This window comes from Methanococcoides seepicolus (genome assembly GCF_023684405.1).
GTDB classification, from domain to species: Archaea; Halobacteriota; Methanosarcinia; order Methanosarcinales; family Methanosarcinaceae; genus Methanococcoides; species Methanococcoides seepicolus.
In genome coordinates this window covers 32926-44995 of record NZ_JAGSOI010000014.1, presented here as the reverse complement: position 1 = coordinate 44995, position 12070 = coordinate 32926, and the positions used below count along the sequence as shown (strand labels likewise).

The following is a 12070-nucleotide window of genomic DNA, read 5'->3' as shown; positions in this document are numbered from 1 at the left end:
AGGAATGTACATACTAACAAAAGAGAAGGAGAGAAGAGGGAATTATCTGGAATTAACGTGTAACTCACTCTTCTCACTTACATAATATATGTGATCAATACCCAATAATCATTGGATTGCAATTACTATTCTATAATTTTTAAAATAATTAGAAGTCACAAAAGATAATATCTGAAAGATTTACTAAATGCAAGAAATCAAAAAATGGTGAGCAAGAAAACTCACTTTGAAACCATAACATCTACCTTAGAGTGACGCAGCACTTCCTCTGCAACACTTCCAATAAGTAATCTTGTCAATCCTGTCTTTCCAAGACTGCCCATTACAATAAGATCCATGTTGCTATCTTCTGCATACTTGATGATCTCTTCTGCCGGATGACCCTCAAGAATCACAGTTTCAACCTCAACACCACTCGAAGAGCAGGCATCTGCAATCTGTTCAACAGCTTTTGTAGCCTCCTCCATCATGATCTTGAATGGTACATCCCATCGCATCATCCTGGAACCTATAGGCATTGAAGAAGATGGGTGTGTAGGTACTACACAAACCGCATATACCTTTGCATCAAGTTTTTTTGCAATATCGATACCCGATAACCTTGCTCTATCCGCATACTCTGATCCGTCAGTAGCTATCAGGATCTTCTTATATTTCTTACCAGTCACACAATTACCCCCTTGTTGATATGTAAGCTGTGCATGGTGCACTTTACCACATAAATATAAACTTCAATAATATATCAACGTTCCGACTCTGTAGAAATCTTAATACTATCTTAAATTTACAACTACAGTAGTTCGCTAATTTCAGTTTAAACTCATATAAACGACATCATACGATACATTTATATGTGGTAAAATTCCCTCCGCATGTATTTCCAATCGCAAAAGAAAGCCTCTACTACTCGATTTGAAATGAAGTTTTAATATTGTCAGGGTTATATATTATCTATCAATTGACAAATCACTTTTATAAGATGTGCCCAAAGTATATATTTAGGATAAGTTTCAGTTGTGTAAATTGCATCTATCAAGACTCATGAGTTAAAATGCTACAAAATGAGTATATAAACTGTCTCTATTAGATTATGGGACTAAAGGGGAGTGGACAAGACGAAAGGAAATATTTGTAAGAAAATTATGATTGCAACCGACGGTTCAGATAATGCCAAAAACGCAGTTTCTTATGGTATTGAAATTGCAAAAGGGACTGGGGCTGAAGTTTATGCAGTATATGTTGTTTCTGATGAGTATGCCCTGGTTGCACGAAGGGGCATAAGCTGGGCGAAGGGAATTGAAGATAAGTTAGTTGATAGTGGAGGACGTGCAACTGCATATGTAGAAGAAGCTGGAAAGGAAGCTGAAGTTCAGGTGGAATCTGTATTGCTCAAAGGCAGACCAGCTGAAGAGATCATCGATTATGCAGAGAAAAATGATATTTACCTGATAGTGATGGGCACACTTGGTTTGACGGGAGTTAAGAGGTTCTTAATCGGTAGTGTAGCAGAGAATGTTGTTAGACATTCCAAGGTACCGGTGCTGGTTGTGCGATGATATGTGGGATCATGAAAATCTGTTAATTTTCATATGTAAAAACTGTTGCGGAATGGGTGAGACGGAAGCTAAAACCGATGTTAACAGTTGAATATTGTAGATAAATGGGGATTATTATAGAAGGGGTTAAATATTAGTGAACTGCTGAATTTCATTAAGGCTAAATTTGGGATTTTGCTATCCACATCAATTAATAATACTTTCATAAGTTCTCCCTATATCTTACCTTATATGTACAATTGTAGATCTCTAATATTTGACACTTTTAGTAGGAATGTAAATTATTACATTCTTTCAATTATTGCCATAGTAGCAACACCAAACACAAAACCAATTAACATTCCAGGAATAAATGCAACTCCGAAATGAAACAAAATTTGTGAAATTAGGAAATAGAACCAAATCCCAAAAATCACAGACTTATTTTGTTCTATCAAATCATACATTTCTATCACCTTAATACTGTCATTTATGTGTAAAAGGTTAAAGTTAATTTTTCAAAGAAATTAAGTCATATTATCAATACGATTGATAATCAGGAATGTGTGTAATGTCCGGAAATCAACCAGGATAAACTAAAAGGAATCAAAATGTGTATTTTGTTACTTCCAGAATTGCCATCATTTATTAAGATCTCCGGATTTGTCTATTATCAATGGTCTTGAATCTAATTTAGTGACGAGTGTTTGTTGTGTAAAACCTATGTTATGTATTGGTTTAGATAAGCAATGGGTGTGAAAGGTATCCTTGGGAACCTACAGCACCAAGTTTTAACCATGGTCTTATGTTAGGATCGCAAAACACCAAGATACCAGGAACATCTGTGTAGCTGCAGGAAGGATATATTGTGAACTATCAACAAAGGCTATCGAAATGCGTTGATATGGCAAATGGAAAAATATTAGTGAAGTACTGAATTTATACTATGTTATTTTGTTGAATCAATGATTTCTATAGAGCCTAAATCAGATATCAAATCTTCAATCGATCTTACCGAATCCAGAATCGAATTTAGCGGGGCTAGACTTGAATTTGTAGATTCCGCAATTGAATCTAAGAATGGATAATTTGAGCTTTCTGATTCTAATAGAGAATTTATTGATTCGACAGTTGAAACTAGCAATTCCAGATTCGAGGCAATTGATTTAAAGCTTAAAATAAGGGAATCCGACAAGCTCAAATTAGAATCAAATAAGTCCGAAGTCGAATTAATCGATTCGAGATTTAAAGAATCAATAATCAATTGAGTATTATTGTCCTGAAACGGTTCAAGAGGTTCAAGAGGTTCACCGGATACCGGACATACCGACAGCATAATTGAAAGTAAAATAAATAAATGTAGTTTCATGATTGTTATCCTCTTTTACATTAGAAGCAAATATGGAGGCATTTGTCTATCGATTTGAACAAATACGGTATACGCAAAGAAATATGCGTATATGACTGAATTAATATACTATTCTTTTGTATATAGCTATTTCTGCGCCGCATCCTCTTCTTGAATTGTTACCACCTGTGCACGACTTAAAATTTGTCAAGTTCAGTGTATGCATGTTAATACCAAGCTCCCTAAATTCTTTGTTAAGCTTTTCAGCTTCATGTCTCTCATGATCTTGAACATGTCTTGTCACCTAGATGATGCGAGCTTTTGAGGAAGTGTGGCAAAGGTTCGATTCCCCTTCTGGTGAATTCAATACTTGATCTTTGCCATTAGATAACCAGCTGAATGGGTGAATACCCATAATAAATGACAATTAGATTGTTCACTGTGGCAAATATGCCGATCAATACTATTGTGTGTCTTGTGAAATCCCATAAGATCGGTCTTTCAAGCGTTCTTATGTAGAGGATACCTAACAGGCATAGGAATAAGAGCTTTAATAGAAAGGTCAGGCCAAAGGATGGAAGGAATGGATTCGATTCGAACCCATGTCCTCCGTTTATTCCTATGTATGTGGTCAGGAGATCCCCGACTATGTAGAACAAAAGGACGTATCGGATGTCATGCAAGAAAGATAATAACTTACTCATAACATTGCCTCCGGGAAAGAGCCAGTTGGCTACGGGTAGTATTGCCATTATCGAGAGTAGAATCTCTACTAAAACATGTTTCAATTCTTCTCTAAATTGTTTAATGCCGTAATCAACCACACCACTCTCCGATAGTTAGTCGGATAAATTAACTATGTTGCAAATTCTATTTATGTCTTATTACATTCAAAAAAACTGAAAATATACATATACTCATATAAATACGCCAATTATGCATATTATAGTTAAAACCGAGAAATAAAAATTCTCCAGTAAGTTTATAGCTTTCACGGGCATTTGATTATTGGGGTTATATGACATGGATATTCTATGGTTGGATCAGAATGACGTAAGATCTATTCTCGAGCTTTCTGCGGTAATGGAAGCTGTTGAAAAGGCATTTGAACAACATGGTAAAAAGAAAGTTCAAATGCCTCCTAAATCCTATCTGTATTTTGATAAACACAACGGTGATCTTCGGACCATGCCTGCCTATCTTGAGGAGCAGGATGTTGCGGGTGTGAAGATAGTCAATGTTCACCCTGATAATCGTGCTAAAGGCCTGCCCTCGGTGATGGCTCTGGTCGTCCTGAACTCCACAGAGACCGGTCAGCCTCTTGCGGTGATGGATGGTACTCATCTTACTGATCTGCGTACCGGTGCTGCCGGAGGGGTCGCTGCAAAATATCTTGCGCGTAAGGATTCACATGTTGTAGGCATTGTTGGTGCCGGAAATCAGGCAAAGACACAGTTGATGGCATTGTCGCTTGTCTTTGATATTCATCAGGTAAAGGTCTATGATATAAGCACGGACCGGGCTGAAGGGTTCAGGGGGGATATGATGCAAAAGATAGGTGCTGAAATAATTGTGGCATCTTCTGTGGAGGAGGTCTGTGGTTGTGATATCCTTGTTACTGTGACTCCTGTCAGGGAACCGGTCGTCAGGTCCGAATGGATCAGACCTGGTACCCATATCAATGCCATAGGTGCGGATGCAGCTGGTAAGGAAGAACTTGACCCGATGCTTCTGACCCGTGCAAAAGTGGTCGTGGATGATATTGTTCAGGCATCACATTCAGGGGAAGTGAATGTTCCTTTGTCAGATGGGGTCATAACCTCCGGTGGTATCTGGGCTGAAATAGGGGAAGTGATCGCCGGGATCAAAGTTGGTAGGGAGGACGAGTCGGAAATTACTGTTTTTGATTCGACAGGGCTTGCAATTCAGGATATTGCCACTGCAACCATCGTTTATACTGCCGCAAAGGAAAGGGGGTTGGGTAGATCTCTTTCAATGTTCTAAACTATGTTACATTCATCAAGCAATATCATTTCATAGTTTATGCCAACGAATTGATCGAGTGAAATTTTCCTGGTGAAAATATATCTTTATGGCATGTGCTTACTTTTTGAGAAGAAGAAATTCCAAATGATATAATAATCATAATACTTATATTATTTAGTATGGATATATTTATATATTATTTATAGGCATAGTTTCAATTAGGTAATAACTAAAAATTGTATGGGGTGGTGTATATGAATCCAGTTATAAAACCTGTAGGTCTCTTATTGTTAATCACTTTACTTTTGAGTGGTCTCACTATTATCACGGATGCTCCTCCTGAGCTTCCTAAGAATACAGGTGAAGACGGCCACGAAAGTAATTTCTCAGAGTTGTATGAGCAAGACAGCCATGAAAGTAATTTCTCAGAGTTGTCTAATCAAACTACATCAAATGACGATGTAGTTCCTGAGATCAGAGTGTCAAATGGAGACTATGTTTCTCCAGAACCTGTAAGTCCATTGGGTCCGGTTACTGCAAATATCCTGCCTATGGCTGACTTTGTTTCCAATGTGACCGTTGGGGTTCCTCCATTCAGTGTCATGTTCACTGATCTGTCCCAAAATGCTACCAGCATTTCCTGGGATGTGAATGGCGATGGTGTTGAGGATTCCAGGGTATCGGAGTTCATCTATGTGTACAATACTCCAGGTACTTACGATGTGTCATTGACAGCTACCAATTCCAATGGTAATGATGTCAAGTTTGACACGGTGGTAGCAAATTCTCCAGAAGAGATCCCTGAATTCCCAACGATTGCACTTCCTGTGCTTATTGTGTTGGGATTGATGTTCCTTTTACAAAGAAGAAAATGAAGGTGGTTTGATATGGAGCTTGTAAAAGTAAAATGTAAGACTTGCGGGAGCGAGATGATCGTTTATGATACTCGCATGAAGGAGCAGTATTGTACGATCCGCTGTCTTGAATCCGCAATGGTGGATCAGTCAGGGATCACTCCAGTCAGGATGGCATGCTGATCCTTTTCTCTTCTTTTTTGTTCGAATTTATTTTTTAAATATTTAATAATAGGTTTAGTAATTTCTTCCCTTCTTTTAAAAAATGTCTATTGGCCACGTTTTCATGAATCGATTTCCTACTATTTTTTGTTCTCGGCAACTTTAAATAATACTGGGGTATTACTAAGGTATTATCTATATATTATATTATTTCGGAGTTTTGTCATGAAGTCAATACTATTACTGAGCAGTGGTCTTGATTCAGTAGCTGCTCTTGCAATTGCATTACAGGACCATGAAGTTGTAATGGCGCTGACATTCGATTATGGTCAACGCTCCGTTGAAAAGGAGATCGAAAATTCCAGAGCTGTCTGTGAACACTATGGTATCGAGCATAGGATCATTCCGCTGAAATGGCTTGGTTCCATCACGAATACATCTCTTGTGAACAAGGACCTGGATGTTCCTGAACTGTCGATCGAAGACATTGTAGATGATCCTTCTAACATCACTGCGGATTCTGCAAAGAACGTGTGGGTACCCAACAGAAATGGGGTTTTCATTAATATTGCAGCAAGCTTTGCTGAAAGTTATGGATGTGAATATGTCATTGCAGGCTTCAATGGTGAAGAGGCAAAAACATTTCCGGATAATTCCAAAGAGTTCGTGAACGCAGTGGATGAATGTTTTTCCTATTCAACCGCTAACGGTGTAAAAGTACTCGCGCCACTGATCGATATGGATAAGGTATCAATAGTGCGCAAAGCAATGGAATTGGGTGCACCTCTGGAATGGAGCTGGAGTTGCTACCACGGGGCTGAAGAGCCTTGTGGTGTATGTGAAAGTTGCATGAGAAGGAAGCGTGCATTCCTGGCTTCCGAGTTTGAAGATCCACTTATTAAAAAACGAGCTGACTTAAAATGATAAGGTGTTTGTAATGGAATGTATCGTTCTAGATGAAAAAGTACATTATGATGGCAGCCAGATATCTTCTCTCTGGGCGTATAACCTGAAAGGGGTTCAGTATGATTCCATCGTTGCCTTCCGGGGAGGATGCGATGTCAAGATAGAACATATGATAGACCTTGAGGACAAAAGGATGGGCGATTCGATCTATTCTACGGATATGCTGCATTTCTTAATAGAGCACTTCGATTCCACTGACCTTAAATTGGTATACGCAAGACAGCGACTCTTTACTTCAATTGTTGCAGAATCTCTCTCTGCTAATGGTGTCGTGACTACCCGTCAAGGTGATGATCTTTTTGTAAATGGCAAAAAATTGACGATCTCGATAGCCAGCACTTCGGCAGTATCCCAGAAGATCCATTTTGGTATCAATGTCTACCACGACTTCTATGGAAATCTGAAATATGTCGGGATCGATGAGGCCAGGGCAGTAAGCTTACTTGCCGACATTGGCCAACGTTATGTCGCTGAGATCGATGATATTGAAAAGGACCTGCGAAAATCACGGCCTTTGGATGTGATCTAATGGAAGCTCCCATAAGTGAGATATTCTGTTCCGTTCAGGGCGAAGGTCCTCATGTTGGTGTGAGACAGGCGTTCGTGCGTTTCATTGGATGCAATCTGAATTGTTCTTATTGTGATACCCAGCCGGCAGACCCGAGTGTCTGCATGTTTGAAAGAACACCGGGTTCGAACAGCTTTGAGAACATCCCTAATCCTCTTGTGACCTCTCAGGTCAGTGAACTCCTTAGTAATTATGGCAATATCCATTCAGTTTCCCTGACCGGTGGTGAACCTCTTCTCCATGCGGATTTCATTTCTGAAATGGATATACCTCATCCATTGTATCTGGAATCGAACATGACATTGCCTCATATGGCGGAAAAGATCAAGGATAAGATCTCTTACGTTTCAGGGGACATAAAGCTCATAGATGAGTTCGAAGGTAAGGACCTTGTTTCACATCTCGAACGGACCATCGAATGTTTCAGGACACTCAGACAGACAAAGGACAGGGAATGTTTCTGTAAACTGGTGGTCACAAAGGATACTGTTCCGGATGATGTATACAGGATGGTGGATGCTATATCCGACTATGTTTCCTGTGTTGTGCTTCAACCGGTTACACAAAAACATTTTTCATCAGGCATTGAATTTTTGCTTCAATTGCAAAAAGACCTGCTTGATTCAGTGGATACATTAATAATTCCTCAGACACACAAAATGTGGGGTTGCTTATAATGACAAAAATGAGACTTGGAATAATAGAATACATTGACAGTGCACACTATTTGCCGGAACACGAGACCTGTGGTATAGTCCACGGTCACACTTATAAAATAGAGATCGTTCTGGAAGGCGAAAAACAAGAGAATGGAATGGTCATGGATTTTTACATTATCAAGAAGATCGTAAAGGAAATCCTCAAAACATATGACCATAAGCTTTTGAATGACGTTCTTCCTTTCCCAAGTGCCGAAAATATCTGTGAACACATGCATGGTCAGCTTTTTGAGCAGCTTGGGTTTCCAGTGTCTGTGAAGGTATGGGAAGGTCATGGAAAATGGTGCGAATTGAACGGTTTTGAGTGAGATATTCCAAAACCTATATCTATATCTTTAAGGGTCTTAATTTAAGTTCAGATGCTTTATTACTGCCGGAGGACATATTTTGCCTGATACTGATAAAATCACTGAAGAATGTCATGATGTAAATGGTTTGGATCGTGAAATTCTGCGTAAGATCTCAGAACATCCTTGTTATGATAAGAACGCGCAGCATAAATTTGGCCGAATACATTTGGCTGTTGCTCCAAAATGCAATATACAGTGCAACTATTGTGACCGTAAGTTCGATTGTGTAAACGAAAGTCGCCCTGGTGTTACAAGTGAAGTATTAAATCCACAGGAAGCCCTTGAAAAGACCCGTCAGGTTCTCAAAGACCATCCTTTCATTAAGGTGGTAGCTGTAGCAGGTCCGGGTGATCCTTTAGCTAACGATGAGACCTTTGAGACCCTCGAACTTATCAAGAACGAGTTCCCGAATGTAACTCTTTGTCTTAGTACCAATGGTCTTGCTCTGCCGGAAAAAATGGATGAGCTTCTAAGGGTAGGGGTAAGTACACTTACTGTAACTCTTAATGCCATCGATCCTGAAATTCAGGCACAGATAGTTGACCATATCTCTTACAAAGGCAAATCCTATACAGGCGTTGAAGCTGCAGAGATCCTCATTGCCAACCAGCTTGAAGGAATAGAAAAAGCGGTTGAGGCGGGGATGGTATTAAAGGTGAACACTGTCCTGATCCCTGAGATCAATAAAGATCATATTATAGAGGTTGCAAAGAAAATACGTGAAATGGGTGTTTTCATCATGAACGTCATGCCTCTCATATGTCAGGCAAAGTTCGTGGACATGGAACCTCCAACCAATGAAGTACGTAAAGAGTTGCAGGATTCCTGTGAACCTTACGTGCAGCAGATGAGGCACTGTCGCCAATGCAGGTCTGATGCTTACGGTCTTATCGGTAAGGACCTCTCACAGATGAGCGAAGAGCGCAGGAACGTCATTAAGATGGAGTCGATCGAAAAGAAAGATCACAGTGAATGATCTTTCATTCATTTTTAAGGACATTAAAGGGTGGATTGGATTGGATATTGAACAATTAGCTGTGAACCTTCGGAATTTTGAAGGTGTAATCCGCAAAAAGTCCATTGCTGATATCGTGAATATGTTCGAGGATGTCCGTAGTGAATACGGCGAGACCATTGTTGACTTTGGCGATGATGCTGCGGTGTTGGATACTGGTGGCGATGAAGTGATCTTGTTTGCTGCTGATGCTATCTGGGGCAAGATCGCAATGGAAAGCCAATGGTGGACCGGGTACACTTCCGTCGTTGTCAATGTCAATGACATTTCAGCAATGGGTGGAAGGCCAGTCGCAATGGTGAACGTCATGTCCTCTTGTGACACTGAAGCCTGCAAAGAGATGATGCGGGGCATAAAGGACGGCGTGAAGAAGTTCGGTGTTCCCATGGTGGGTGGTCACATTCACCCTGACACCCCTTACAATTCCCTTGGGGTTGCAATAATCGGGGTCGCCAAAAAGGACTGTCTTATCAGAAGTGATATGGCAAAACCCGGAGATTCGATAATAGTTGCCTATGATATGGATGGTCGGGTCGGGAAAAATTCCCCTTACAGCTGGGATACCACATCTTTCAAAGATGCTCAGACAGTTCGTGACCGTTTCCTTGTAATGCAGACCATTGCTGAAAAGAAATTGGCGATCGCAGGAAAGGATATCAGTAATCCCGGTACTATCGGAACTCTGGGTATGTTATGTGAGACCAGCAAGGTAGGTGCATCCGTGGACCTCGATATGATCCCGATCCCTGACGAGCTTGAGCTTGAACAATGGCTTAAGATATACCCTGCTACTGGTTATGTCATTAGCACAAAACCGGAGAACTGTGATGAATGTATACGTATCTTTGAAGAGGTCGGTATTACTGCAGCGGTAGTTGGAAGCATCAATGATTCCGGTCTCGTGGATATATACTCGGGTGAGCAAAAAGCAGTTGTCTTTGACCTGAACTCTGATACTATAACCGGAATTGAATTGAGTGCAGAAGATGTTGAATGACTCTGTGGCACTGCCATCAGGTCATTCCTTTTATTAGATCAGTTTGAGTTGATATATTCTTCCATCTCTTTGAAGTAATACTGTTCTGCTTCCTTTACAACCTCGAGTTTTCCTCTAAGGGCGATAACGTTCCTTTCGTCACATTCCACGATGTTGACAGTAAGTTTCCTTTCGACCGGTTCCAGTTCGAACTCTTCGATCATATCATACATTATGTAAGATGGAGTTCCCGGAGGCATTATGATGTCATAAAGGTCTTCGAGCTTTTCGCCAAGTTCTTCCTCTATCTCTATCTTCTCTTTCCTTTTTTCGAGATCTTCAATTGTTAGTTTTTTTGGCATTATGGTCACCTTGGATTTAATGAATTGATGTCATGTTCTGCATAAATAGTAATCGCTGTGATGCCTATTTGAAAGGCTGGGGGGAGGTAGTTACATAGGTTAATATCCTTTGTCGAAAAACTTACTATTCAAGGTAGTTAATGTTGTAACTGGAGGGTATGGATGCGTTTGGTCGATATATCTGATTCTAATGGAATGATGCGTGTGGAATTTTTTGGTTGTAATATGAAATGTCCTTATTGTGTTCACATTCATCAGCCTTTCAAAGAAATGTCTGTGGAGGAAGTTGTCGATCTTGCCAAAAATTCTCATTCTAAGACCGTTCACCTTGGTGGGGCTGAGCCGACATTGCAAAAAGAGCTTATCCCTCTCATAAAGGCACTTAATGATGCTGGAAAAGAGGTTCTGTTAAAATCAAATGGGATGAAACCTGAGGTTCTGGAAGGAGCATTGCCTTACGTGCATGTTTTTGTCCTAGAATTGAAAGCACCCCTTGATGACTTGAAGGCTATTATGGAGCTGACGGGCATGTCTGAAGAGAGAACTAATAAATATGTGACCTTGTTAAGAGCCTCCCTTGAGATCGCTCGCAAAAAGTGGTTGCGTATATGGATGCGCGTAATTCCAGGTTATGTGAACCTTGTTACTTTACCTTCTTTGTTCCCATATATGGAGGGTGCTTCTGAAGTACTGTTCTATCAGTTCCTGAGCAATCCCGATTTCGATCTTCCATTTCAAGACTATGACAGTGCTGTCCCTGGATGGGTGGATATGGAAAAGATCGGAAAGAAGGCCCTTCTGGTCGTACCTCGCGTTATTCTGATGGGTGTAAATGGGAAAGTGGTCCTTGAAAAATAAGGCTGGTTCTGACCACAAGTTTCCGAAGACCTGTGCAAAATCAGTTCAATATGGGTAATAATTTATTTCAATATTTAAAAGATCGAATTAAAAATGAGCAAGGTTTTGAACGACGGAAAAAATTGTTGTGGTGATTGGTGTTGGTACGGTATGAAACGATCATATAACCTTACTCAGTATAACAATATGTAATAACTTATTTATTTATGTTGTGCTACGGGGTGTTATATGTAGTTATTAATATCATATTTGTCCAATGGACGTGAAGGGGATATATACGCATGTACATGAAATGCTACAATTTGTACACGCGGATGACACTTAAAGTTAAATTGATCTGTTTTAATATTAAGATGCATTTATTTATTTTA

15 protein-coding genes are annotated in these 12070 nt (G+C 39.9%); 11 read left to right on the top strand and 4 right to left on the bottom strand.

Annotation, left to right across the window (positions count from 1 at the left end):
- Positions 1–221: 221 nt before the first annotated feature.
- The gene (locus tag KDK67_RS05275) at positions 222–668 is read right to left on the bottom strand and encodes a universal stress protein (protein WP_250867794.1); all 447 of its coding nucleotides are present in this window, start codon (positions 666–668) and stop codon (positions 222–224) included.
- Between the two features lie 438 nt (positions 669–1106).
- On the opposite strand from KDK67_RS05275, the gene KDK67_RS05270 reads away from it, so the two are divergent.
- Positions 1107–1556, top strand: coding sequence for a universal stress protein (locus KDK67_RS05270; protein WP_250867793.1), 450 nt, complete (start codon positions 1107–1109; stop codon positions 1554–1556).
- 284 nt (positions 1557–1840) lie between these two features.
- Here the strand turns inward: KDK67_RS05270 and KDK67_RS05265 are convergent, their stop codons facing one another.
- On the bottom strand, positions 1841–2002 hold the full coding sequence (locus KDK67_RS05265) for a hypothetical protein (RefSeq protein ID WP_250867792.1): 162 nt from the start codon (positions 2000–2002) through the stop codon (positions 1841–1843).
- Between the two features lie 1264 nt (positions 2003–3266).
- Positions 3267–3587 (bottom strand): DUF5658 family protein, encoded by a 321-nt coding sequence (locus KDK67_RS05260; RefSeq protein WP_250867791.1) that lies wholly within the window; start codon positions 3585–3587, stop codon positions 3267–3269.
- A gap of 319 nt (positions 3588–3906) precedes the next feature.
- On the opposite strand from KDK67_RS05260, the gene ala reads away from it, so the two are divergent.
- The 9 genes from ala (at position 3907) to KDK67_RS05215 (ending at position 10500) form a co-directional block, all read left to right on the top strand.
- Entirely contained in the window at positions 3907–4887 is a 981-nt protein-coding gene (gene ala, locus KDK67_RS05255; protein ID WP_250867790.1) for an alanine dehydrogenase, read from the top strand.
- Between the two features lie 236 nt (positions 4888–5123).
- Positions 5124–5744 carry a PEF-CTERM sorting domain-containing protein gene (locus KDK67_RS05250; RefSeq protein WP_250867789.1) on the top strand — a complete coding sequence of 207 codons (621 nt, stop codon included), beginning with the start codon at positions 5124–5126 and terminating at the stop codon, positions 5742–5744.
- A 12-nt stretch (positions 5745–5756) separates the two neighbouring features.
- Positions 5757–5906 carry a hypothetical protein gene (locus KDK67_RS05245; protein WP_250867788.1) on the top strand — a complete coding sequence of 50 codons (150 nt, stop codon included), beginning with the start codon at positions 5757–5759 and terminating at the stop codon, positions 5904–5906.
- Positions 5907–6110: 204 nt separating this feature from the next.
- Complete coding sequence (queC, locus tag KDK67_RS05240) at positions 6111–6809, top strand: 7-cyano-7-deazaguanine synthase QueC (RefSeq protein WP_250867787.1); 699 nt, start codon at positions 6111–6113, stop codon at positions 6807–6809.
- Between the two features lie 13 nt (positions 6810–6822).
- Positions 6823–7380 carry a DUF366 family protein gene (locus KDK67_RS05235; protein WP_250867786.1) on the top strand — a complete coding sequence of 186 codons (558 nt, stop codon included), beginning with the start codon at positions 6823–6825 and terminating at the stop codon, positions 7378–7380.
- On the top strand, positions 7380–8096 hold the full coding sequence (locus KDK67_RS05230; protein ID WP_250867785.1) for a 7-carboxy-7-deazaguanine synthase QueE: 717 nt from the start codon (positions 7380–7382) through the stop codon (positions 8094–8096). Before KDK67_RS05235 ends, KDK67_RS05230 begins: the two co-directional genes overlap by 1 nt.
- Positions 8096–8446 carry a 6-carboxytetrahydropterin synthase QueD gene (gene queD / locus KDK67_RS05225; protein ID WP_250867784.1) on the top strand — a complete coding sequence of 117 codons (351 nt, stop codon included), beginning with the start codon at positions 8096–8098 and terminating at the stop codon, positions 8444–8446. Before KDK67_RS05230 ends, queD begins: the two co-directional genes overlap by 1 nt.
- Positions 8447–8525: 79 nt before the next feature.
- The gene (gene nifB / locus KDK67_RS05220) at positions 8526–9464 is read left to right on the top strand and encodes a nitrogenase cofactor biosynthesis protein NifB (protein WP_250867783.1); all 939 of its coding nucleotides are present in this window, start codon (positions 8526–8528) and stop codon (positions 9462–9464) included.
- Between the two features lie 40 nt (positions 9465–9504).
- Complete coding sequence (locus KDK67_RS05215) at positions 9505–10500, top strand: methanogenesis marker 2 protein (protein ID WP_250867782.1); 996 nt, start codon at positions 9505–9507, stop codon at positions 10498–10500.
- 38 nt (positions 10501–10538) lie between these two features.
- On the opposite strand, the gene KDK67_RS05210 is transcribed toward KDK67_RS05215, so the two are convergent.
- Positions 10539–10841 (bottom strand): hypothetical protein, encoded by a 303-nt coding sequence (locus tag KDK67_RS05210; protein WP_250867781.1) that lies wholly within the window; start codon positions 10839–10841, stop codon positions 10539–10541.
- A gap of 162 nt (positions 10842–11003) precedes the next feature.
- Between KDK67_RS05210 and KDK67_RS05205 the strand changes: the two genes are divergently transcribed.
- Positions 11004–11699 (top strand): radical SAM protein, encoded by a 696-nt coding sequence (locus KDK67_RS05205; RefSeq protein ID WP_250867780.1) that lies wholly within the window; start codon positions 11004–11006, stop codon positions 11697–11699.
- The last annotated feature ends 371 nt before the right edge of the window (positions 11700–12070 follow it).